Origin of the sequence: Ochrobactrum teleogrylli (genome assembly GCF_006376685.1) — a bacterium.
In the GTDB taxonomy this organism is placed as follows: domain Bacteria; phylum Pseudomonadota; class Alphaproteobacteria; order Rhizobiales; family Rhizobiaceae; genus Brucella; species Brucella teleogrylli.
In genome coordinates, this window is record NZ_VEWL01000002.1 from 159,901 (window position 1) to 182,379 (window position 22,479).

Below are 22,479 nucleotides of genomic sequence, written 5' to 3' on the forward strand. Positions count from 1 at the left end.
GAAATCTCCTCAACTAGACTTAACCATCCATCTGATGGAATTCGTATTAGCCAGATCTCCTCAAACCCCAGCTAATAGGGCGAAGCTCTAGCGCAATTTTAGACCAACGAGAACAGCTTTTCCCATGCTTCTATGGAATAAAGCTATTCGAAATTCTTTTGTCCGTCGAAGTGCATGAAACGGAAAGCTGACGCAGAGTTTTGGTTCTTTTCGTTCGCGGCTTAATCGCGATCAATCCCACCATCCAGCGCCAAGTAATGAAGGGGGCGTATGAAACGCCCCCTTTTTTGCTCGTCGTGGAAGCTCCCAAAATCAGATGAGATTTTGGTTCTGGTCCGTCGAAAATGGTGCTTTCTGAGAACCGGAGCGGAATGTACTTAAAGGTACATGAGCACCGGAAGCGGAAGGAAGTGCCATTTGCAGACAGCCAGAACCTCAATATCGCTGATTTTTAGTTGCGAGCCTTATCCACCAGCTTGTTGGCGGCAATCCATGGCATCATGGCGCGGAGCTTCTCGCCAACTTCTTCGATCTGGTGCGCATCGTTGTTGCGGCGGATGCCCTTGAAGCGAGCAGCGCCTGCACGATATTCCTGCATCCAATCGGAAGTGAACTTGCCGGTCTGAATGTCTTTCAGAACGCGCTTCATTTCTTCCTTGGTTTCGGCGGTGATGATGCGCGGGCCGGTGACGTATTCGCCCCATTCAGCGGTGTTCGAGATCGAGTAGTTCATGTTGGCGATGCCGCCTTCGTAGATCAGATCCACGATGAGCTTCATTTCGTGCAGGCACTCGAAATAGGCCATTTCCGGCGCATAACCGGCTTCAACCAGAACTTCGAAACCGGTGCGGATCAGCTCAACCACGCCGCCGCAGAGAACAGCCTGCTCACCGAACAGATCGGTTTCGCACTCTTCCTTGAAGGTGGTTTCGATGACGCCCGAACGGCCGCCGCCAACGCCCGAAGCGTAGGACAGAGCGAGGTCATGGGCATTGCCCGATGCATCCTGATGGATGGCGATCAGGCAAGGCACGCCGCCGCCCTTCTGGTATTCGCCGCGAACCGTGTGGCCTGGGCCCTTCGGTGCGATCATGACGACGTCGACCGACTTCTTCGGCTCAATGAGGCCGAAATGAACATTGAGGCCGTGTGCGAAAGCAATCGCAGCGCCGTCGCGCAGGTTGCTGTGGATGTGGTCGCGGTAGATGTCGGCCTGGAGTTCATCCGGAGTCGCCATCATCATGAGGTCGGCCCACTTGGCGGCATCAGCAACGTTCATCACCTGAAAGCCGTCTGCTTCCGCCTTCTTGACGGTTGCGGAACCTTCGCGAAGGGCGACGCGCACATTGGCAGCACCGGAATCCTTCAGGTTCAGCGCATGGGCGCGGCCCTGGCTGCCGTAGCCGACGATAACCACATTCTTCGACTTGATCAGGTTAACGTCTGCATCCCGGTCGTAATAAACGCGCATTTCCTATTCCCTTCGTTTCAGTTTATTCTCTGGCCTTCTTGCGTCAGCCGATGTGACTAAGCCCCGTACAGAGCGAAAAACTGCTTTGTGGCGCGCCGGGCGTCCCGGATGACCACGTCGTCAGTCAGTTCCAGCCGGTCGCCCAACAGCAACCGGATTTGCATGTCCCGGACGACGAGCCCGAAGAACGTGCGAAATGCTTCATCGATATCGTCGAAAGCCAGCAGCTTGGCTTCCATCCCCATTTCAAGGATCGGCTTCAGGCGCTTGGCCATGGCCACCGGCCCGTTGGAGAGAACGATATCGCCCAGCGCCGACTTGCCCGATGCCGCATGGCTGACAGCCAGACGGTTAAGCGCGATCGACGTGCGGCCCGAAAGCACCAGCAGCCAGTCGCGGGCAAAGTGTTCCAGGCTTGAAAACAGCGATTCCGCGTCAAGCTTCTCGCGCGCCAGCGGCACAACGCGAACCTTGGAGGCCTGCCAGCGAACCATCGCCGTCAGAAGACCGTCACGGTCGCCAAACCATTTATAGAGGCTTTCCTTGGAGCAATTGGCGGCACGCGCAATGCTCGCCGTCGTCAAAGCGCGGTCTCCGCCTTCGACAAGAAGGCGCAACGCCTGCTCCAGAACATCGTTCTGACGCGGCGAAAGAGCCTGCTGCTTTTGAGCCTGCAATTCGTCGCTACCATCAGTCACGGGGCACTTCCTCCTCTTGTACCGTACGGTACGGTTCCCATTCTATTAGCCCTTGCCGCATAGGCGGTCAAGCGGGATTTTTTAAAAATTCGGATGGTAAGGCGTGTACTAAAGATGCCGTTGCCGATAGCGCGATTGAACTATGTATTTGCGCAAAAATAGTGGGAAAAACAAACAATTAGGGCGTCATCCGGAATCAAATTCTCAGATAACGCCCTGATAAAACACGGTCTGTTAAAGCGAATTCCCGATCAGATATTCACCTGCGTACCGATTTCGACCACGCGTCCGGTTGGAATCTGGAAATATTCGGTCGCGTCCGACGCCGTGCGCGCCAACAGGATAAACAGCTTGTCCTGCCACAGAGGCATGCCGGAATGCACCGAAGCCTTGAGCGAACGGCGCGACAGGAAGAACGAGGTCGTCATGATGTCGAACTTCCAGCCAAGCTTGCGGCAAAGGCCAAGCGCGCGCGGAATATTCGGCTGCTGCATATAGCCGAACTTCAGCGTCACCTGCATAAAGCGCTCGTTATATTGCGAGACACGCGCGCGGTCTGCGCTGGAGACCCACGGCTTCGAAGCGGTCACGACGGTCAGGATGACATTGTTCTGATGGAGCACCTTATAATGCTTCAGACTGTGCATCAGCGCGGTTGGCGCACTTTTCGGGTCGCCCGTCAGGAAGACAGCCGTTCCCGGCACAATCGTTGGCGGGCGCTTGGCCATTTGCTCGACGATGAGATCGAGCGGCACTTCGCCCTTGCGTGTCTTGAGGAACAGGTGCCGGGTGCCGCGCACCCATGTCCACATGATGAGCACAAGCACTGCGGCAATGCCGATAGAAGCCCAACCGCCTTCATGCACCTTGATGATGTTGGCGCTGAAGAACATGATGTCGATCAGCAGGAAACCGAGCATCAAAGGCAGCGCACGACTGACCTGCCAATTCCAGATCCGCGTCATGACAATATAGAGCAGCACGGTCGTCACCAGCATGTTGCCGGTCACTGCGATACCATAGGCTGCGGCCAGATTGGTCGACTTCTCAAAGCCCAGCACCAGAATGACCACGGTCAGGCCGAGCAGCAGATTGACACGCGGGATATAGATCTGCCCGTGCAGCTTCTCCGACGTGTGCTGAATTTCAAGGCGTGGCAGAATGTTGAGCTGCACCGCCTGCCGCGCCACGGAAAAGGCACCGGTGATAACGGCCTGACTGGCGATCACCGTTGCTGCCGTCGCCAGCAGCACCATCGGCAGCAGCGCGAAATTCGGCAGCATCTGGAAGAACGGCAATGCCGCTGCTTCGCCATGCGACAGGATGAAGGCGGCCTGTCCAAAATAATTCAGCACCAGACATGGAAACACGATCCACAGCCAGGCGCGCACGATGGGCTTGCGCCCGAAATGGCCAAGATCGGCATAGAGCGCTTCGGCACCCGTCATGGCGAGGAAAACCGCGCCAACGGTGATGAAGGCAATACCGGGGCTAATGGCCAGAAAGCGCACTGCATAATAGGGATTGAGCGCATAAATGACGGTTGGATCGTCGAATATGTGCCAGAGGCCCGACGCGCCCAGCGCCAGAAACCAGATCGCCATGATCGGCCCGAACACGATGGCAACCTTGCCGGTGCCGAGCTTTTGTACCGAAAACAGCGTCACAAGGATGACGACCGTAATGGGCACCACGAAAGGCGTGAGGCTGGGCGCGACGATTTCCAGGCCTTCCATCGCGGAAAGCACGGAAATGGCAGGCGTAATCACGGCATCGCCAAAGAACAGCGCTGCGCCGCATATACCTACGGCCAGAATGAGATTGGGACGTCCTTTCAGAGCGCCGCGCACCAGCGCCATCAGCGATAGGATGCCGCCTTCGCCGTTATTATCGGCCCGCAGCACGAACAGGACATATTTGATCGTGACAACCAGCGTCAGCGCCCAGAATATCAGCGAGACGACGCCGAGAATATCCGGACGCGACAGGACGCCGTCAGAGGCCGCCGTGTGCAGCGCCTCACGAAAAGCGTAGATCGGGCTGGTGCCGATATCGCCATAGACCACACCGAGCGCGCCCAAGACCAGCGTCTTCATGCTGTCGCTGTGATGGTCGTTTTCTTCCCCGATATATCCGGTTTCAGCGCCAACACCGCCAACAAGCGGCGTGACCGCCGCATCCGGCGCGGAGGATTGCGATTGCGCGTTCTGGCCGTTCAGCTCGTCGCTCATTTGCCGACACCTCGCAACATCCTGAAATCATTCTGGCTGGAAATCATACTGTGTGGAGTCCACTCACAGGTACACCCGCAAAAGATTGCGGATTGCAACAACCGTGCCGCATCTTTGCCCCAATCCGGTTCAAACATCATCACCGAACCGAGCGGTGCATACGCGCTGCTCCGATGATGCCCCGAAGGCAAAGCACGCCGGGGCACTTCGATGTGGAATGCGGATTTCGGAAAACCGTATCAATGCTTCCCTCATACGTCCCTGCGCGCTCCTGACGCGGATGAACCAGCCGCGGACGCCTATAGCTTGTTGAGCTTTGGCACAAATGCGCTTTTCGCAAAGCTCAGGTCAAAGCTATGCATTTTGCGCATTGAACGTGCCAATTACCCAGCCAAAGCAGCGTTAAAACGTCCCACTGTCGCCGCCATACCATACGTCAAAGCGTCCGCCGTCAATCCATGTCCGATGGAAACTTCTTTCAATTGTGGAATGCGTTTGACCAGTGCCGGGAGATTTTCGACCGTCAGATCGTGACCGGCATTGATTTCAAGACCGAGCGCCGTTGCGGCATCCGAGGCCTTGCCAACACGGTCCAGCTCGCGCGCTGCCGCTGCCGGATCGTCATAGGTCGCGCCATAAGGACCGGTATAGAATTCCAGCCGGTCAGCGCCGATGGCCTTGGCCTTTTCATAACCCAGCGGATCGGGATCGGCGAACAGCGAAACGCGCATGCCGCCCTTCTTCAACCGCGCCACGATGGGCGCCAGATAATCGGCCTTGGACAGGAAATCCCAGCCGTGGTCGGAAGTGGCCTGTGTCGGATCATCCGGCACCAGCGTCACCTGTTCCGGCTGGTGCTTTTCCACCAGATCGAGGAAGGCCTCGCTTGGAAAGCCTTCAATATTGAATTCGGCCTGCGGAAATTCATCATCGATCAATGCACGAATATCGCCAAGATCGGAAAAGCGGATGTGGCGCTGGTCCGGGCGCGGATGCACCGTCAATCCTGCCGCCCCCGCCGCGAGTGCAATTCGCCCGAGACCGGTGACGCTCGGCCAGGGCAGATCGCGACGGTTACGTAGCATGGCGATGGCATTGAGATTGACAGATAATTTCGCAGGCATGGAGGCATTTCTCCCATGATCGGTTTTCGCTTTAGAGCCTGTTCCAAAAGCCGTCCTGTGTGGCTGCAAATGCCGATTTTCACCATTTTTGCACACACATGCCGCTTTTTGAGTCAGGCTCTTATATCGCCCGCCGCAGGAAAGTGTGAGTGTTTTCCCGTCGCACCTGATGACCCATCCCCAAATGTTGCCGTTTCCCGTCTTTGGAGCATAGGCCAAGCTATTCCTTGCCGAATTTGGAACAACAATCCGCAACCTTTCGCCCGGTTTGGACGTTTGAATCCTGTCCCGACAGGGCACGAATTGACGATTGGTCATAGAAGACGCTTGGAGACCGATGATGCGCAATGAGGACATCCCCGTCGTCCGCCGCATTCCCACGGACCGGAATGATGTATTCGCCTTTGCCATTGAAGGGCATTTGGACGATTCATCGCTGGAGAACCTTTATGGGCTGCTCGACGCAGCCTATGAGCAATATGACGAGATTGATCTGCTGATCCGCCTGACCGGCTATGAGGGCGTGGACTGGACCGCGGCTTTTTCCGAAAGCATGCTTTCAATGCGCTCAAAATCGCTCAAGCATCTGCGCCGCTATGCGATTGTCGGCGGTCCATTATGGATACAGGCCAGCATCACCCTGATGCAGCCCTTCCTCTCGATAGAAATGCGCTCCTTCGAAGCCGACGAAGAACAGGACGCATGGGAGTGGCTGAGCGCCAAACCAATTGAAAGCTGATTATTTTACAATCGTCAGGCGTTCTGCTGCACGGGTAATGGCCGTATAGAGCCAGCGCTCGCGCGTATCGCGAAAAGCATAGCTTTCATCGAACAATACCACATCATCCCACTGCGAACCTTGAGCCTTGTGCACCGTCAGGGCATAGCCATAGTCGAAGTCGTCGTAACGCTTCTTGGTCTGCCACGGAATTTCGCTGTCCGGGTCCTCGAACTGCGCCTTCAAAAGCTTGATCTTGGCAACGCCGCGATCATCGTCTTCCGGCGCAACCAGCAGATTGATCCCGGGCTTCACGGTTTCCTTGGATGAGGTCATGACCTTCCAAAGTGACCCGTTGAGCAGGCCCTTGGCCGGATCGTTGCGCAGGCAGACCAGCTTGTCACCCGCCTGCGGATAATCCGCCGTAAAGCCCTTCAGCTCGCGCAGGCGCTGGTTATAACGCCGCCGCGTGCGATTGGTGCCGACAAGCACCTGATCGGCCTTCAAAACCATGTCCTGATTGACTTCGTTCTTGCTGATGACCTTTGCCGCGCCGTGATCGCCATAGGGCAGCTCGCGCCCTTCGCGCACGTCAAGCGCCATGCGGATAATCGGATTGTCCTGCGCCTGACGGTGAATTTCGGTGAGCAGATAGTTCGGCTCATGCTCGGTAAAGAACCCACCGCCGGAAATCGGCGGCAACTGGCCCGGATCGCCCAGCACAAGGATCGGCGTTCCGAAGCTCATGAGATCGCGCCCAAGCGCTTCATCGACCATCGAACATTCGTCCACCACGATCATCGCCGCCTTGGCGACCGGGCTTTGCCGGTTGAGCGAGAATGTCGGCGCGATGGACGTCTTGCCTGTCGTCTCGTCCTCAACGGCTTCCTCGCCACGCGGACGATAGATCAGCGAATGCAGCGTGCGCGCATTACTGGCGCCCTTGGAACGCAAAACCTGCGCGGCCTTGCCGGTAAAGGCGGCAAACTGCACATCGCCATCGACATGTTCCGCGAAATAGCGCGCCAGTGTCGTCTTGCCCGTTCCGGCATAACCGAACAACCTGAAAATGGGACTGCGTCCGTCTTTCAGCCATTGTCCGACGGCCTTGAGCGCCTGATCCTGTTCCGGTGAAAACTGCATGGCTCTTTCAGACAGGATTCGCGACCCGAAAACAAGATCAAACCGTGATCAAACAGCCGTATTAAGCAGAGCCGTATAGCGGGAGAGGTCGACATTGCCGCCGCTGACGATCACACCGACGCGCTTTCCGCGCAGTTGATCCGCCATCTGGCGGGCGCCGGCGAAAGCCAGACAACCCGTCGGCTCGACCACCAGTTTCATCTGACGAGCAAAGAACTTCATGCCGTCGACAAGGGCCTGATCGCTAACGGCCAGAACATCCGTGACCTTCTCGCGGATGATGGCAAAGGTCAGGTCGCCCGGCGCCTGCGTCTGCGCACCGTCGGCCAGCGTCTGCGGCGTGTCGATGCGCACAATTTTGCCCGCCCGCAAGGATTGCTGGACATCATTCCCCGCTTCCGGCTCGACACCATAAACGGCGCAATCAGGCGAAAGCGCCTTGGCGGCCAGCGCCGATCCGGCAATCAACCCACCACCGCCGACGCAGACGAACAGCGCGTCAAGCGGCCCGACCTCCTCGATCAGCTCCTTGGTCGCGGTGCCCTGCCCGGCAATGATATGCGGGTGGTTATAGGGTGGAATCAGGGTGAGACCGCCCTCCTCCGCCAGACGGTTCGTCAGGGCGTCACGGTCATCCTTATACCGATTGAAGGTGATGACATTGGCGCCATAGCCGCGCGTTGCTTCCAACTTCGACTGCGGCGCATCTTCCGGCATCAATATGGTGGCGGAAATGCCAAGCAGCTTTGCCGACAAGGCCACCGCCTGCGCATGATTGCCCGACGAAAACGCAATCACGCCGCGCTTCTTTTGCTCGTCGCTGAAACGGGTAAGCGCATTGAACGCTCCGCGAAACTTGAACGCACCGATGCGCTGAAGATTTTCGGCCTTGAAAAAGAATTGTGCGCCGGTCTCGGCATCGAGCGCCGCAGAGGTCAGAACCGGTGTGCGAAGCGCATGGCCCTCGATCTGTCCGGCGGCGGAAACCACATCGTCATAGGTAGGAAGTGCACGCATTTTGATGCTCCGATTGAGCTACTTCAGCATCGGCCAGAGGCTCGCGATCAGCAGCAAAGCCATAAAGATATTGAACCATTTGAGCCGCACCGGATCATCCAGCCAGTTGCGCAGCAACATGCCAAAGCCTGCCCAGACCGACACGCTCGGCAGGTTGACCAGCGTGAAGGCAACGCTCACCAGCGACACGGCCAGATAGTAATTGTCATGCGTGGCATAGGTGGCAATGCCGGTGACGGCCATCACCCACGCCTTGGGATTGACCCATTGGAAGGCTGCCGCCTGCATGAACGTCATCGGCTTGCCATCACCAGTACCCTTCGCTTCACCGATCGAACGCGACATTGCGATTTTCCATGCCAGATAGAGCATGTAAGCGCCGCCCGCGAATTTCAGGCTGGTGTAGAAGGCTGGCACCGTTTCAAGCAGCACGCCAAGACCGAAGCCAACGGCCAGAAGCAGGCCGAAAAACCCGACACCGATACCCAGCATATGCGGGATCGTGCGCCGAAAGCCAAAATTAACCCCCGATGCCAGCAGCATTAGATTGTTCGGCCCCGGTGTGATGGAAGACACAAAAGCGAAGGCGATCAGCGCCAAAAATATTTCGACAGACATGTGATGAACCCGATTTACCCGCACAAATTAGCTCAATAAAAAACCGGCACAATCGAAACATTGTGCCGGTTTTAAACCTTATTGTATCGATCCCTGCCCTTGGCAGAGACGTTGCACTTACATGCCTTCAGGACCACGATTCATCGCCGCGACGCCCGTGCGGCAGATTTCCACGAGGCCGAGCGGTTTCATGATCAGGATAAACTGGTCGATCTTCGCGGTCTTGCCGGTGATCTCCAGAATGAAATGATCCGTCGTCGCATCGACCACCTTGGCCTTGAACGCATCGGCGAGACGCAGCGTTTCGGCGCGGGCTTCACCCTTGCCAGCCACTTTCACCAGCGCCAGCTCGCGCTCGATCGGGCGATCATGCCCGAGTTCGCTCGCACGGTGGCTGAGATCAACCACGCGGTGAACCGGAACGATGCGCGCCAGCTGGTGGCGGATCTGGTCAAGCACGTGCGGTGTACCACGCGTCACAATGGTAATACGCGAAAGGTGCTTTTCGTGCTCGGTTTCCGAAACCGTCAGACTTTCAATGTTGTAGCCGCGACCGGAAAACAATCCGATCACACGGGCAAGGACACCCGGCTCGTTATCGACGAGGACGGCAAGCGTATGGGTTTCCGGGGTCTGGGTCTCGGCCGCGATGAAGTAGGCCGATCCGGAAGCTAGGTTCTGTGCATTCATGATTTCAAATCCTCCGGATCAGACGAGCGCGCGGCCCTTGGCGTCGATGGCATTGGCGACGGCTTCGTCGGTGGCTTCGTCGGGCAACAGCATTTCATTATGCGCCTTGCCGGACGGGATCATCGGGAAGCAGTTCGCCAGATTGGCAACGCGGCAGTCGAAGATGACCGGCTTGTCGATGTCGATCATTTCCTGAATGGCGGCGTCGAGATCGCCCGGCTTTTCGCAGCGAATGCCGTGCGCGCCATAGGCTTCCGCCAGCTTGACGAAATCCGGCATCGCCTCCGTATAGGAATGCGACAGGCGGTTGCCATGCAGCAATTGCTGCCACTGGCGCACCATGCCCATATACTGGTTGTTCAGGATGAAGATCTTGATCGGCGCATTGTGCTGGATCGCTGCCGACATTTCCTGAATGCACATCTGGATCGATGCGTCCCCGGCAATGTCTATAACCAGCGCATCCGGATGCGCAATCTGCACACCGAGCGCGGCAGGCAGGCCATAGCCCATCGTGCCGAGGCCACCCGAGGTCAGCCAGCGGTTCGGTTCTTCGAAGCCATAGAACTGTGCCGCCCACATCTGGTGCTGGCCGACTTCGGTGGTGATGTAGGTTTTGCGATCCTTGGTCAGTTCATACAGCCGCTCAATGGCATATTGCGGCATGATGACGTCCTTGTTCGGCGTATAGGCCAGCGAATTGCGGGCGCGCCAGCGGTCGATCTGCTCCCACCAGGCGGCGATGGCCTTCTTTTCCGGCTTCTTTTCGGAAGCGCGGAACTGGCGAACCATATCTTCCAGAACATGCGCAACATCGCCGATGATCGGCACATCCACGCGGACATTCTTGTTGATCGAAGACGGATCGATATCGATGTGAATCTTCTTCGAATTCGGCGAGAAGGCATTGAGGCGACCGGTGATACGGTCGTCGAAGCGCGCGCCAACGCACAGCATGACATCGCAATCATGCATGGTCATGTTCGCTTCGTAAGTGCCGTGCATGCCCAGCATGCCGAGCCAGTTCTTGCCCGATGCCGGATAGGCGCCGAGGCCCATCAGGGTCGAGGTGATCGGGAAGTTGCCGAGTTCAACCAGCTCGCGCAGCAGACGGGAAGCTGCCGGGCCGGAATTGATCACGCCACCGCCGGAATAGATGACGGGTTTCTTGGCCGTGGCGAGGAGACGGACGGCGTCGGAGATTGCCTGCGCATTGCCGTCGAGAACCGGACGGTAGGTGGTGCGCGGCGTGGTCTGCGGCGGCGTGTAGATGCCCTTGGCAAACTGGATATCCTTCGGAATATCGACCAGAACCGGACCCGGACGGCCCGTGGATGCAACATGGAAGGCTTCATGCAGAATGCGCGACAGGTCTTTGACGTCCTTCACCAGCCAGTTGTGCTTGGTGCAGGGGCGCGTGATGCCGACCGTATCGGCTTCCTGAAAGGCATCGGAACCGATCAACGAGGTCGGGACCTGACCGGAAATGCAGACGAGCGGGATGGAATCCATCAGCGCATCCTGAAGCGGGGTGACCGCATTGGTTGCGCCGGGGCCGGATGTCACCAGCAGCACACCGACCTTGCCGGTGGAGCGGGCATAGCCTTCGGCGGCATGGCCAGCACCCTGCTCGTGACGCACGAGAATGTGCTGAATCTTGTCCTGCTGGAACAGTTCGTCATAGATCGGAAGCACTGCGCCGCCCGGATAACCGAAAATGCTCTCCACGCCCTGATCGATCATGGCCTGAATAACCATTTCCGCGCCGGTCATCTCGCGTGGATGGCTTGTTTCCTGAGATCCTGCGGCGGTCGCTTCCGCCTCTTGTTTACCTGCAGTCATCGTTCTCTTCCCGTCTAGTCTGTATTTCGGTGTCAGATTTAGCCGCATCGGGCTTTTTTGGATAATAAAAAAGGCCCCCGAGGGAGCCTGTCTTTCGCGCATGGGAGCTTTCGCCGGATGGTTACACCATCCTGCCCATGCGCGCCCGTACCACAAGAATAATAAACGTGTTCATGGGGCGGGACACTAATCGCCTGAAAAGAAGCCGTCAACGCATAAATACGAGCCCTGTGATATTTTCTTAAGATTCACCCCACCCTCTCGATAACTTTATTTCAACCCGGATTTGCTAGCTTCATCAGATAGCTCTTATGAAAGTTGGCGGAATGAACACGGGCGGGGATATTGACGGTAGTGCCGAGATGAAGGGCCGCGGCTTTGTACAGCGCAACCGCACGGAAGGTCATGTCATCCAGTGCGACGGCGAGCGCGCCATCATTGCGGCTTTGTCCGGCCCCTCCTCCACTGCGTCCGATGACTACTGGACCGTCGGTCAGCTGATCTCGATCCAGTCGGGCGGCAACCGCCTGGTTGGCCTCGTCCACAATGTCACCGTGCCCGATAATGCCTGGACACGCGGCGGCGACAACATCGTCCATGTCCATGTCGAATTTCTGGGCGAAGTGCGCGGCGAACCGGATGGCCATATGTCGTTCAGCGGCGGGATTTCAAGATATCCCTATCCCGGCGCCATCGCCCACCGTATCCGCGCCTCCGACCTTTCCGCAGTCTATGCCCAGATGGGCCAGACAAGCGTACCCATCGGCGCGCTGACCCAGGACGCCTCCGTCCCGGCCTATGTTTCGGTTGAAGACCTCATCTCGCGCCATTTTGCCGTTGTCGGCACCACGGGCGTGGGCAAATCCAGCGCCGTCATGCTGCTCTTGCGCCGCATCGTCCTGCAGCGGCCCGATTTGCGCATCCTGATCCTCGACCCGCACAATGAATTTGCGGGCGCGTTTCCAGACCTCGCCATTGCAGTAGACCAGACCAATATCGAATTGCCGTTCTGGATGCTGCGACTGGACGAATTTGCCGATGTTATCTTTCGCGGCCGCACGCCGGAGCCGACGGAATACGACATATTGCGCGACCTCGTGCAGCTTGCGCGCGAAAAAACCAGTGACAGTGAAACCGGCGGACGCCACAGCTTGCGGCGCAAGCTTTCGGACAGGACGGTCAGCGTCGATACGCCCATCGCCTATCGCCTGCGTGATCTCCTGACGCTGATCGATGACAGGATCGGCCTTCTCGACAGCAAGGCGGAGCGCCCCTATCTGCGCAACCTGAAAGCAAGACTGGAGTCGATTGCCAGCGACCCGCGTTTCCGCTTCATGTTCGCCGTCACCGGCGGGCCGGAAACCATGCGTCAGGCTATCGCACGCATTTTCCGCATTCCGCATAATGGCAAGCCGATCTGCACCTTCCAGCTTGCCGGCCTTCCGTCCGAAGTGGTCAATGCCGTTGCTTCGGTTCTGTGCCGCCTCTCCTTCGACATTGCCATGTCAAGCGAAGGCAGCCTGCAAACCCTCGTCATCTGCGAGGAAGCGCACCGTTATATTCCAGCCGACAAGGATGCAGGCTTCTGGCCTACGCGACAGGCGATTGCCCGCATCGCCAAGGAAGGGCGCAAATACGGCTCCTATCTCGGCGTGATCAGCCAGCGCCCCGGCGAGCTGGACGCCACCATTCTTTCGCAATGCAATTCCATTTTCGCGATGCGTCTCGGCAATGAGCGCGATCAGGAAATCATCAAGGGCGCGCTGCGCGGCGGCGCGCGCAGCATGGCCGGTTTCCTCTCGTCGATTGCCAATCGCGAAGCCATTGCCTTCGGCGAAGCGTTTTCGACACCGATGCGACTGACCTTCGAAACGGTTCCAGCGCATCAGCTGCCGGGGCGACGCAAAACCGAAAGCCTGACATCATCCTTGCAGGTCGATGACAGAATCGCGCTGGATCGTATCGTGGACCGGCTTCGTTCGTTCGAAAACAATGCGCAGCCCGGCGCGCCGGAAAAGCCGACCGACGACAGCGATCTATTAGAAAAGCCTTCGACGATCAGCAGGCTGGAGACCGTCGCGGTTGCACCAATTGCACCGGAACGACCGGCTCCCATCGTCTCGCATAACAGCGAGACAGCCCAAAGCATGAAGAAACTTGGCGATCTGGTGCGCAATTTCCGCAAGGATTACGAGAGCTGACGGGACGCCTGCAACGACCCGATATCAGGCGCAGACGCGATTGCGCCCCATATTCTTGGCGGCGTAGAGCATCTTGTCGGCGCGGCGATAAAGGTCCTTCGACGTTTCGCGCCGGTCCCAGACCGCAAGACCGATACTGACGGTGACCGTCAGCTTCACATCGCCAAGATCAATTTCCAGCCCGGCAATGGCTTTTCGGATCCGATTGGCGAGCTTGATCATCAGCTCTGCATCCATATTGGGAGCGAGTACAGCAAATTCTTCACCACCAAGCCGCGCAACCACATCGTGATACCGGGTATAATCACGCAGGCAGCGCGCGACTTCCTGCAACACCACGTCGCCAATATCGTGTCCGTGGGTGTCGTTGACCGCCTTGAAGTGATCCAGATCGATAATCATCAGGCCGACTGGCCGCTGGATACGGTCGAACTGGACCAGATATTCCTTCAACGCTTCGTCGAAATAACGACGGTTCTGCATGCCGGTGAGGCTGTCGGTGAGCGCGGCATGTTCGAGCGTCTGCGACCGTTCGGACAAATCCTGCGTGATGATCTGCAATTTGCCGCGATCCAGCGCCTCGGTGCGGATTTGCGGATAGATCAGCAAAAGCCCGCAGACGATGGAGGCAATGAGAACCCAGATCGCCGCATGATTGAGCCGCCCGAGAGAAGTTGCGATTTCGGCAGCGGATGCATTGAGGGAGGTCGCTTCAAGCAAGCCCAAATCGACATGCACGCGATAAAGCAAAATGCCTATCCCGCACATTAAAATAATCAGAATGAAAAATGCCCGCTCCGATTTATGAAACCGCATGTTTCGCGCCCGCCTCTCCTGTCAGAAGATAGCCTGCTAGTTATTTCGGTGACGTTAATTGAAGTAGTGCTTCATCAGAATTACTTAAAAAATTCCAGCTTTCATCCAGCTGATTGCGAAACCAGGTCGACTGGCGCTTGGCATATTGCCGCGTTGCAATGACGGATCGTTCAATGGCCTCTTCTTCAGTCATGGTGCCATCAAGAAAAGCGGTGATTTCCCGAACGCCAATCGCCTTCATCGCGGGTAGCGCCCGATCAAGCTGCAAGGACAACAGCGCCTTCACTTCGTCAATTGCGCCATTATTCCACATCAGTGCGAAGCGCCGCGCGATACGTTCGGAAAGCCAGCCCCGTTCCGGCAAAAGCACAATTTTCCGCGCCGACTGGTCGTCCACCAGCACATGGCCCTTGCTTTGCTGCCACGCGCTCAAGGATTTTCCGGTGCTTTCGATCACCTCCAGCGCACGCACGATGCGCTGGCTATCGGTCGGCTGGAGCGTCGCCGCCATTTGCGGATCGCGTTCCGACAGCGCCCGATGCAGGGCTTCAGCCCCTTCCGCCTCCATGCGGGCGCGCCAATGATTGCGCACATCGGGCGAGACTTCCGGCATTTGTGACAAGCCGCCCAGCAGAGCGCGAAAATAAAGTCCCGTCCCGCCGACGAAAATCGGCGTCCGTCCTTCAAGATCGGGCTGCGCCAGAAGGGATGCCACATCGGCAAACCATTTGCCGGTGGAATAGGACACAGACGGCGAAACATGGCCGTAGAGATGATGCCCGGCTGAAGCCAGATCGTCTGCGCCCGGACGCGCCGTCAGCAGATCGAGTACGTCATAAACCTGCATGGAATCGGTGTTGACGATGAACCCGCCAGTCTCCCTTGCCATATGAACAGCAAGTGCCGACTTGCCGCTGGCCGTCGGGCCCGCTATCAGGATGGCATTCTTGATCGCCTCCTCACTCATCGCAGGAATCGCTCCCTCATGTCTGCATCCGCTTCGCTCATTGCCACTTTGATCACCAACCCGGCCAAGGCCGCTCTTGTTCCGTCGCTCGGGATTAAAGCGTCAGCGGCAGTGAATGCAACAGGACTTTACTGGCTTGCAGATGGTATTGCCTGCGATATCCCCCTGCCAACCGGCTTGAGCGCCGAAGAAGCCGACGCCGCGCTACGCTCGGCACTCGATGGCATACCGGTCGACGTGGTTGTGCAGGAGCAGGATCGCCGCCGCAAGAAAATCCTGATCGCCGACATGGATTCCACCATGATCCAGCAGGAATGCATTGATGAACTGGCCGAAGAGGCAGGCTTGCGCGACCATGTGGCCGCAATCACCGCCCGTGCTATGAACGGTGAAGTCGCCTTTGAACCAGCCTTGCGCGAGCGCGTCGCCCTTCTGAAAGGCTTGCCGCTTCAGGTTATCGACAAGGTGATCGCCACCCGCATCACACTCACCCCCGGCGGGCCGGAACTGGTGCGCACCATGCGCAAGCACGGCGCCTATACCGCGCTCGTCTCGGGCGGTTTCACGTCCTTCACGCACCGTATTGCCGAAATGATCGGCTTCAATGAAGACCGCGCCAATCTCCTTCTGGATGATGGCGCCAAGCTGACCGGCGTTGTCGCGGAACCGATTCTCGGTCGAGAAGCCAAGGTGGAACGGCTGGAAGAAATTGCAGACCGTCTTGGGCTGACGCCCGAGGATGCGATTGCTGTCGGCGATGGCGCTAACGATCTCGGCATGATCCAGCTCGCGGGAACGGGTGTGGCGCTACATGCTAAACCGGCGGTGGCGGCACAAGCCAAGGTTCGCATCGACCATGGCGACCTGACTGCCCTTCTCTACATTCAGGGTTACAGGAAAACGGATTTCGTCGAATGATCATTCTGGAAACGCCAAGGCTCATCATTCGAAATTGGGAGGATCGCGACCGCGACCTCTTTCACACGATCAATTCCGACGAAGATGTCATGCTTTTCTTCCCGTTCCGGCACGACCGGCAACAGTCGGACGAACTTTTCACCCGGCTGCGCACCATGATTTCGAAAACCGGCCTTGGTTTCTATGCGCTCGAAGAAAAGACAAGCGGTGAATGCATCGGCTTTGCCGGTCTTGCCCGCACCAATCTTGAGCCGCATTTGCCGGATGGAACAGTGGAAATCGGCTGGCGACTAGCCCGCCCTTTCTGGGGAAAGGGTTTTGTGACAGAAGCCGCCAAAGCTCTTCTTGACTACGCCTTCGGTTCGCTGGGCCTGTCTGAGGTCGTTTCTTTCGCCGTACACAATAATGATCGCTCCACGAACGTCATGCAGCGCATTGGCATGGTGCGCGATCCTTCAAGTGATTTCGATCATCCGCGCGTACCGGACGAAACGCCCCAACTGAAACGCCACGTCGTTTATCGCGCTCATGCGACCTGACCGGCGCACCAGCCAGAAGACCATGCCCACTGGAAATTATAGCCACCGAGCCAGCCGGTGACATCGACCACTTCACCAATGAAATAGAGGCCGGGCACCGACTTGGCCTCCATGGTGCGCGAATCGAGATCGCGTGTATCGACACCGCCCAGCGTCACTTCCGCCGTGCGATAGCCTTCCGATCCGGCGGGCTTGATGCGCCAATCATTGACGGCAGCTTCCACACGCCGAAACAGCTTGTCGGACATATCGGCGAGATGCCCGCTGGCACCGTTTTCCTCGGCGATTGTCTGTGCAAGTTTCTTCGGAAGGTACAGGCCGAGTGCTGTCTGCAGGGCCTGCTTTCCATTTGTCGTGCGCTGCGCACGCAAGGCTTCGAACAGATCCGTACCGGGCAACATGCTGATGCGGATTTCATCGCCCTCTTTCCAGTAGGATGATATCTGCAAAATGGACGGCCCGCTGATGCCGCGATGCGTGAACAGCATGGCCTCGGCAAAACTCGTCTTGCCGCAGGCCACCACCGCATCGACGGCGATACCGGCCAGCGGCTTCAACCGTTCCAGCGTCTTCGGTTCAAAAGTCAGCGGGACCAGCGCCGGGCGTGTCTCGACCAGCCGCAAGCCGAACTGCTCGGCGATGTCGTAGCCGAAGCCGGTTGCGCCCATCTTCGGGATAGATTTGCCACCGCAGGCGACCACCACGGAACGGCATCTGACTGTCGTGCGGATGCCGCCTTCCATCAGCCGCAGCTCAAACCCTTCTCCTAGTATTCTGGCTATACTCTCGACACCGCAGGAGGTTTTCAACCGCGCGCCGTGGCGCTTCATCTCGCCAAGCAGCATGTCGATGATTTGCGTTGCCGACCCATCGCAGAAAAGCTGGCCAAGCGTCTTTTCATGATAGGCAATGCGATGCCTCTCGACCAATGCGATGAAATCGCGCTGCGTATAGCGGCTCAAGGCGGAGATGCAGAAATGCGGATTGCGCGACAGATAGTTTTTCGGGCTGGCATGGATATTGGTGAAGTTGCACCGCCCGCCCCCGGAGATACGGATTTTCTCACCTGCCGTCCTGGCATGATCGACAACCAGCACGGAACGACCGCGCTTGGCTGCTTCGATGGCGCACATCATCCCGGCTGCGCCCGCGCCTATCACGACAATATCGACAGTTTCCAAACCCGCACCACTCCACCACCCAATCGGGCATTGAATCTCGTTCTCAGCACTTGCCGCTATTTGATTCAAATCGCAAATGAAAACGGCACTGCGGGATGATCCGCAGCGCCGTTCCAGGTTCATTTCGCACAGGCGTTTAGTCGATCCGAACCGTCACAAAACGCAGTTCGCCAGAGCGTGACGCCAGCATGAACAGCGCATTCTTGCGCCCTTCCCGTCGCAGCGCATCGATGCGCTTCTTCACGTCTTCGGGCGCCTTGACCGTGACCTGATTGATATCGACGATGACATCGCCGGTTTCAACGCGCTTGTCGCCCGCAGCCGAACCGGGAGCGACATAGAGGATCGCCACGCCCTGCACGTCTTCGGCAATCCCGAACTCGCCACGCACATCGTCGTTGAGCGCAGCGAGCCTCATGCCGAGCACGGACGGGCCGGTGGCTTCGCTCTTCTGCTCCTGCTTCGGGGTGGCTGGCGCTTCCTCACCATCCTCACCCTCCGCTCCATCCGGAACCGGCGCCTGATCTTCGGTAGCAGCTTCCGTGCTCTTGTCGTCTTCCACAAGACGACCGAGCTTCACCTTGACGGTCTGTTCCGCACCGTCACGGACAACGACGATTTCCACATCCTTGCCGACCGCGCTTTCGGCCACGAGGCGGGGCAGATCGCGGGCGGTATCCACTGGCTTGCCTTCATAGCGGATAACCACATCGCCAGCCTTCAGCGCCGTATTGTCCACGCCGGAATTCTCGATCAGCCCGGCAATCAGCGCGCCCTTCGGTTCTTTCAAACCAAGACTGTCGGCAATATCCTGCGTCACCGGCTGGATGCGAACGCCGAGCCAGCCGCGCTTGACCTCGCCGAATTCTTTCAGCTGGTTGATCACGCCCACTGCCATTTCGGCCGGAATGGCAAAGCCGATGCCAATGGAGCCGCCGGACGGCGAAATAATCGCCGTGTTGATGCCGATCACCTGACCGCTCATGTCGAACAGCGGGCCGCCCGAATTGCCGCGATTGATGGCAGCATCCGTCTGGATGAAATCGTCATAGGGGCCGGAATTGATATCGCGCTTGCGCGCCGAAATGATCCCGGCGGTCACGGTTCCGCCAAGCCCGAACGGATTGCCGATGGCCAGAACCCAGTCGCCAATACGCGCCTTGTCGGAATTGCCAAACTGCACGGCCTTGAGCTTGTGCTTGGCCGGATCGACTTTCAGGACAGCCAGATCGGTCTTGATATCCTTGCCGACCAGCTCGGCCTTCAGCTTGGTGCCGTCGTTGAAATTGACTTCAATCTCGTCGGCATCCGCAATGACGTGATTGTTGGTGACGATGAAGCCCTTTTCGGCATCGATGACGAAGCCCGATCCAAGCGACTGCACCTTGCGCGACTCGTCGCTCTGTTCGCCGTCCTTGTTGTTGAAGAAGTCTTTGAAATATTCCTGAAACGGTGAGCCTTCCGGCACTTTCGGCATCGGCACGGGGCCATCGCCCTCGCCGCCATCGTCTTTCACGGTCTGCGAGGTGGAGATATTCACCACCGCATCCAGCAGCCCTTCTGCGAGATCAGCGACAGAACCCGGCCCCTGAATGCCTTTCACGGGAGCGTCCTGAGCAAAGGCAGGCGGCGTTGCGACCGTCAGCGTTCCGGTGACAGCAAGCGCGCCCATTGCCACGGTTGCGAATAGGGTGCGAGCGAATCCCGCCTTCGGTACGATTGCCATAAAGCTCTGCTCCGATCCTGAATATCTACGCAAATAACCTAAAGGTTAGATCGCCGCAAATTAAGGCCTGTTTACGGCCCCGTATAGGCAGAGGGCCATAAATAACGGAACCAGAGGTGCTTATCCCCTGACAAGCCAGACGATGCCGACGCCGATGGCAAGCGCCGCTATACCGGCAATGCGCAACATGCCTTCCGGTGCTTCGCTCGCCTCCCGGGCGAGCTTCTTGGCGAAAAAAGGAAAGCCGCCGTAGAGCAGCCCCTCGATAACGAAGAGAAGTCCTACGGCGGCTAGAAAATCGCTCATGAGAGCTGTTCCCGCACTTTACTGCGAAGGCGTTGCCAGCTTGCCGCCAGCATCACGGAAGAACTTAAAGAACTCCGAATCCGGCGAGAGAACCAGCGTCGTATCCGGCGTTTCGAGCGCTTCGCGATAAGCGGCCATCGAACGATAGAAGGCGAAGAAGCCCGGATCCTTCGATGCGGAGGCTGCGTAGATTTCACTGCGCTGCGCATCGCCCTCACCGCGAAGGATTTCCGATTCCTTGCGCGCTTCGGCAATCGTTTCCACAACCTGACGGTCGGCCACGGCGCGGATACGCTGGGCGGCTTCACGGCCACGGGCACGCAGACGCTCGGCTTCCGCCAGACGTTCCGCCTTCATGCGCTCATAGGTCTGCTGCGAGACTTCTGCCGTCAGATCGGTACGGCGGATACGCACGTCCTGGATGGTCAGGCCGAGCGAAGTCGCATCAGGACGAAGCTGATCGCGCACTTCACGCATCATGTCGCCGCGCTCTTCAGAAAGAGCGGCTTCAAAACCACGCTGACCATAGACACCACGCAGCGATGCATCGAGACGGGTGCGCAAGCGCTGTTCGGCAAGGAGCGTGCTGCCCGAAACCGTTTCACGGAACTTGCGGGCATCGGTGATGCGATAGACGAGGAACGCATCGACGTCATAGAACTTGCCGCCCGAAACCTGAACGCGGATGTCGTCCAGATCGAAACGCAGCAAGCGGTCATCGATCATCTGCACCGTATCGGCGTCAAGGAAGCCGAATGGCAACTTGAAGTAGATGCCAGGCTCGGTCTTCACGCTGACGATCTGACCGAAACGAAGAACGATTGCCTGCTGGCGCTCCGAAACGATGAACGTCGCGGAATAAAGCAGGAAGGCGAGGACAGCGATAATGCCGGCAATGATCGGAAGTCTGTTCTGAGCCATTACTGTGCACCTCCGCCGGTCGAGGGGGTCGTGGTCACGGTTGCACCCGGAGTTGCGCCTGCGCGCGGTTGCTGGCGCATCAATTCGTTCAGCGGCAGATAGGGCACGACGTCCTTTCCTGGTTCCACAATGACTTTCTTGGTGCTTTTAAGCACCTGTTCCATGGTTTCGAGGAAGAGACGGTTACGGGTCACTTCCGGGGCTTTTTCATACTGGCCGAGAACCGAGCTGAAACGCTGCGCTTCACCTTCGGCGTCCTGAACGACGCGGTTCTTATAGGCTGCCGCTTCTTCGCGAAGCTGAGCGGCTTCACCGCGGGCCTGACCGAGTTTCTGGTTGGAATACTGGTTCGATTCCTCGATGAATCGATCCTCGTCCTGTTCGGCGCGCTGCACTTCGTCGAAGGCGTCGGCCACTTCACGCGGCGGCGATGCGTCTTCAATCGACACGGCATTGACCTGAATACCGGCCTGGTAGGTGTCGAGTGTCTGCTGCACGATAGCGCGCACGCTTTGCGCAATCTCGGCACGATTGTCGCGGAAAACGTCCTGCGCCGGGCGGCGACCGACGATTTCACGCATCGCGCTTTCCGAAACCTGCTGCACCATCGCATCCGGGCTGTCGACATTGAACAGGTAAGCGCGCGGATCAGAAACGCGATAGAGAACCGAGAACTGGACATTCACGATGTTCTGGTCGCCGGTCAGCATCAGACCCTGCGTCGCAGTACGGGAACCCTGAGCGCCGATATTGATCTGCTTTTCGACGATTTGCGCCTTTTCATAGGTTTCAATCGGCCACCAATGGAAATGCAAGCCAGGTTCGGAAACTTCAGCCTTCGGCTTGCCGAAACGAAGTTCAACCGCCAGTTCATCCGGCTGTACTGTATAGACGGACTGGAAAACCCAGAAGCCGAGCAAGGCCGCGCCGATCAGGAAATAGATCGGGCGATTGCCGCCGCTGCGACCACCGCCGCCGGGGAACACCTGCTTCAGGCGATCCTGGCCTTTGCGCAAAATATCCTCGAGATCAGGTGGCGTATTCTGGCCGCCCCCGCGCGGACCCTTCGGGCCCTGTCCCCAGGGGCCATTATTATTGTTGTTATTATTGTTGTCACCGCCGCCGCCACCCCATGGGCCGCCGCCGCCATTCTGATTGCTCCAGGGCATCCTCACCTCTAAGCTTCTGTTTCCCGCATCTCCGGCAAAAAACGCCTCAGCGCTTTTAACGGAGATGCTCCCGGAAGACGGGAAAGCAAGGCGCAAACCCCCGTCATCAACTAATGTTACCGTTTTATAGGCATCGGGAGGCGCGCTTTCAACGGAAGCGCAATAAAATTCCTATGTTATGCT

Annotated in this window: 20 protein-coding genes; 4 read left to right on the forward strand and 16 right to left on the reverse strand. The window is 57.9% G+C overall.

The window, feature by feature from the left end:
- Positions 1 to 451: 451 nt before the first annotated feature.
- The 4 genes from ilvC to FIC94_RS04880 form a co-directional block, all read right to left on the reverse strand.
- Positions 452 to 1,471 (reverse strand): ketol-acid reductoisomerase, encoded by a 1,020-nt coding sequence (ilvC, locus tag FIC94_RS04865; protein ID WP_109369366.1) that lies wholly within the window; start codon positions 1,469 to 1,471, stop codon positions 452 to 454.
- 56 nt (positions 1,472 to 1,527) lie between these two features.
- Entirely contained in the window at positions 1,528 to 2,169 is a 642-nt protein-coding gene (locus FIC94_RS04870; protein ID WP_078339363.1) for a TetR/AcrR family transcriptional regulator, read from the reverse strand.
- A 251-nt stretch (positions 2,170 to 2,420) separates the two neighbouring features.
- Positions 2,421 to 4,265, reverse strand: a complete 1,845-nt coding sequence (locus FIC94_RS04875; protein WP_371830893.1) for a potassium transporter Kup — start codon at positions 4,263 to 4,265, stop codon at positions 2,421 to 2,423.
- A gap of 518 nt (positions 4,266 to 4,783) precedes the next feature.
- Positions 4,784 to 5,524, reverse strand: coding sequence for a pyridoxine 5'-phosphate synthase (locus tag FIC94_RS04880; RefSeq protein ID WP_109369368.1), 741 nt, complete (start codon positions 5,522 to 5,524; stop codon positions 4,784 to 4,786).
- Between the two features lie 340 nt (positions 5,525 to 5,864).
- Here FIC94_RS04880 and FIC94_RS04885 point away from each other — a divergent pair, with 340 nt between their 5' ends.
- Complete coding sequence (locus tag FIC94_RS04885) at positions 5,865 to 6,263, forward strand: SpoIIAA family protein (RefSeq protein WP_171318318.1); 399 nt, start codon at positions 5,865 to 5,867, stop codon at positions 6,261 to 6,263.
- On the opposite strand, the gene FIC94_RS04890 is transcribed toward FIC94_RS04885, so the two are convergent.
- The 5 genes from FIC94_RS04890 to FIC94_RS04910 all read right to left on the reverse strand — a co-directional run bounded on the left by FIC94_RS04890 (position 6,264) and on the right by FIC94_RS04910 (position 11,552).
- Positions 6,264 to 7,385: an ATP-dependent DNA helicase gene (locus FIC94_RS04890; protein ID WP_140024154.1), complete on the reverse strand. Its 1,122-nt coding sequence runs from the start codon at positions 7,383 to 7,385 to the stop codon at positions 6,264 to 6,266.
- Positions 7,386 to 7,433: 48 nt separating this feature from the next.
- Positions 7,434 to 8,402, reverse strand: a complete 969-nt coding sequence (locus FIC94_RS04895; protein WP_109369371.1) for a threo-3-hydroxy-L-aspartate ammonia-lyase — start codon at positions 8,400 to 8,402, stop codon at positions 7,434 to 7,436.
- A gap of 18 nt (positions 8,403 to 8,420) precedes the next feature.
- A complete protein-coding gene (locus tag FIC94_RS04900) occupies positions 8,421 to 9,020 on the reverse strand; it encodes a LysE family translocator (RefSeq protein ID WP_140024155.1) in 600 nt (199 codons plus the stop codon).
- Between the two features lie 117 nt (positions 9,021 to 9,137).
- Complete coding sequence (ilvN, locus tag FIC94_RS04905) at positions 9,138 to 9,710, reverse strand: acetolactate synthase small subunit (RefSeq protein ID WP_140024156.1); 573 nt, start codon at positions 9,708 to 9,710, stop codon at positions 9,138 to 9,140.
- 18 nt (positions 9,711 to 9,728) lie between these two features.
- Positions 9,729 to 11,552, reverse strand: coding sequence for an acetolactate synthase 3 large subunit (locus tag FIC94_RS04910; RefSeq protein ID WP_140024157.1), 1,824 nt, complete (start codon positions 11,550 to 11,552; stop codon positions 9,729 to 9,731).
- 326 nt (positions 11,553 to 11,878) lie between these two features.
- Here FIC94_RS04910 and FIC94_RS04920 point away from each other — a divergent pair, with 326 nt between their 5' ends.
- A complete protein-coding gene (locus tag FIC94_RS04920) occupies positions 11,879 to 13,753 on the forward strand; it encodes an ATP-binding protein (protein ID WP_235891955.1) in 1,875 nt (624 codons plus the stop codon).
- A 24-nt stretch (positions 13,754 to 13,777) separates the two neighbouring features.
- Here the strand turns inward: FIC94_RS04920 and FIC94_RS04925 are convergent, their stop codons facing one another.
- Positions 13,778 to 14,569, reverse strand: a complete 792-nt coding sequence (locus FIC94_RS04925) for a GGDEF domain-containing protein (RefSeq protein ID WP_140024158.1) — start codon at positions 14,567 to 14,569, stop codon at positions 13,778 to 13,780.
- Positions 14,570 to 14,609: 40 nt separating this feature from the next.
- Positions 14,610 to 15,536, reverse strand: coding sequence for a tRNA (adenosine(37)-N6)-dimethylallyltransferase MiaA (miaA, locus tag FIC94_RS04930; protein ID WP_140024159.1), 927 nt, complete (start codon positions 15,534 to 15,536; stop codon positions 14,610 to 14,612).
- Positions 15,537 to 15,554: 18 nt separating this feature from the next.
- On the opposite strand from miaA, the gene serB reads away from it, so the two are divergent.
- Together serB and FIC94_RS04940 are read left to right on the forward strand one after the other, a co-directional pair.
- Positions 15,555 to 16,454, forward strand: coding sequence for a phosphoserine phosphatase SerB (gene serB / locus FIC94_RS04935; RefSeq protein WP_140024160.1), 900 nt, complete (start codon positions 15,555 to 15,557; stop codon positions 16,452 to 16,454).
- Positions 16,451 to 16,993: a GNAT family N-acetyltransferase gene (locus FIC94_RS04940; protein WP_140024161.1), complete on the forward strand. Its 543-nt coding sequence runs from the start codon at positions 16,451 to 16,453 to the stop codon at positions 16,991 to 16,993. Before serB ends, FIC94_RS04940 begins: the two co-directional genes overlap by 4 nt.
- Here FIC94_RS04940 and FIC94_RS04945 read toward each other — a convergent pair.
- The 5 genes from FIC94_RS04945 to hflK all read right to left on the reverse strand — a co-directional run bounded on the left by FIC94_RS04945 (position 16,981) and on the right by hflK (position 22,296).
- The gene (locus FIC94_RS04945) at positions 16,981 to 18,174 is read right to left on the reverse strand and encodes a BaiN/RdsA family NAD(P)/FAD-dependent oxidoreductase (RefSeq protein WP_140024162.1); all 1,194 of its coding nucleotides are present in this window, start codon (positions 18,172 to 18,174) and stop codon (positions 16,981 to 16,983) included. The two genes, FIC94_RS04940 and FIC94_RS04945, sit on opposite strands and share 13 nt — an antisense overlap.
- A gap of 136 nt (positions 18,175 to 18,310) precedes the next feature.
- Complete coding sequence (locus tag FIC94_RS04950) at positions 18,311 to 19,900, reverse strand: DegQ family serine endoprotease (protein WP_140024163.1); 1,590 nt, start codon at positions 19,898 to 19,900, stop codon at positions 18,311 to 18,313.
- Positions 19,901 to 20,020: 120 nt separating this feature from the next.
- Complete coding sequence (locus FIC94_RS04955) at positions 20,021 to 20,206, reverse strand: DUF2065 domain-containing protein (protein WP_109369380.1); 186 nt, start codon at positions 20,204 to 20,206, stop codon at positions 20,021 to 20,023.
- An 18-nt stretch (positions 20,207 to 20,224) separates the two neighbouring features.
- Positions 20,225 to 21,127 (reverse strand): protease modulator HflC, encoded by a 903-nt coding sequence (hflC, locus tag FIC94_RS04960; protein WP_109369381.1) that lies wholly within the window; start codon positions 21,125 to 21,127, stop codon positions 20,225 to 20,227.
- Complete coding sequence (hflK, locus tag FIC94_RS04965) at positions 21,127 to 22,296, reverse strand: FtsH protease activity modulator HflK (protein WP_235891956.1); 1,170 nt, start codon at positions 22,294 to 22,296, stop codon at positions 21,127 to 21,129. Before hflK ends, hflC begins: the two co-directional genes overlap by 1 nt.
- Positions 22,297 to 22,479: the final 183 nt, after the last annotated feature.

Excerpts from the sequence above, each read along its gene's own strand:
- ilvC (WP_109369366.1), bottom strand. The coding sequence starts at position 1,471 with ATGCGCGTTTATTACGACCGGGATGCAGACGTTAACCTGATCAAGTCG.
- FIC94_RS04875 (WP_371830893.1), bottom strand. The coding sequence starts at position 4,265 with ATGAAGACGCTGGTCTTGGGCGCGCTCGGTGTGGTCTATGGCGATATC.
- FIC94_RS04880 (WP_109369368.1), bottom strand. The coding sequence starts at position 5,524 with ATGCCTGCGAAATTATCTGTCAATCTCAATGCCATCGCCATGCTACGT.
- FIC94_RS04885 (WP_171318318.1), top strand. The coding sequence starts at position 5,865 with ATGCGCAATGAGGACATCCCCGTCGTCCGCCGCATTCCCACGGACCGG.
- FIC94_RS04890 (WP_140024154.1), bottom strand. The coding sequence starts at position 7,385 with ATGCAGTTTTCACCGGAACAGGATCAGGCGCTCAAGGCCGTCGGACAA.
- FIC94_RS04895 (WP_109369371.1), bottom strand. The coding sequence starts at position 8,402 with ATGCGTGCACTTCCTACCTATGACGATGTGGTTTCCGCCGCCGGACAG.
- FIC94_RS04900 (WP_140024155.1), bottom strand. The coding sequence starts at position 9,020 with ATGTCTGTCGAAATATTTTTGGCGCTGATCGCCTTCGCTTTTGTGTCT.
- ilvN (WP_140024156.1), bottom strand. The coding sequence starts at position 9,710 with ATGAATGCACAGAACCTAGCTTCCGGATCGGCCTACTTCATCGCGGCC.
- FIC94_RS04910 (WP_140024157.1), bottom strand. The coding sequence starts at position 11,552 with ATGACTGCAGGTAAACAAGAGGCGGAAGCGACCGCCGCAGGATCTCAG.
- FIC94_RS04920 (WP_235891955.1), top strand. The coding sequence starts at position 11,879 with ATGAACACGGGCGGGGATATTGACGGTAGTGCCGAGATGAAGGGCCGC.
- FIC94_RS04925 (WP_140024158.1), bottom strand. The coding sequence starts at position 14,569 with ATGCGGTTTCATAAATCGGAGCGGGCATTTTTCATTCTGATTATTTTA.
- miaA (WP_140024159.1), bottom strand. The coding sequence starts at position 15,536 with ATGAGTGAGGAGGCGATCAAGAATGCCATCCTGATAGCGGGCCCGACG.
- serB (WP_140024160.1), top strand. The coding sequence starts at position 15,555 with ATGTCTGCATCCGCTTCGCTCATTGCCACTTTGATCACCAACCCGGCC.
- FIC94_RS04940 (WP_140024161.1), top strand. The coding sequence starts at position 16,451 with ATGATCATTCTGGAAACGCCAAGGCTCATCATTCGAAATTGGGAGGAT.
- FIC94_RS04950 (WP_140024163.1), bottom strand. The coding sequence starts at position 19,900 with ATGGCAATCGTACCGAAGGCGGGATTCGCTCGCACCCTATTCGCAACC.
- FIC94_RS04955 (WP_109369380.1), bottom strand. The coding sequence starts at position 20,206 with ATGAGCGATTTTCTAGCCGCCGTAGGACTTCTCTTCGTTATCGAGGGG.
- hflC (WP_109369381.1), bottom strand. The coding sequence starts at position 21,127 with ATGGCTCAGAACAGACTTCCGATCATTGCCGGCATTATCGCTGTCCTC.
- hflK (WP_235891956.1), bottom strand. The coding sequence starts at position 22,296 with ATGCCCTGGAGCAATCAGAATGGCGGCGGCGGCCCATGGGGTGGCGGC.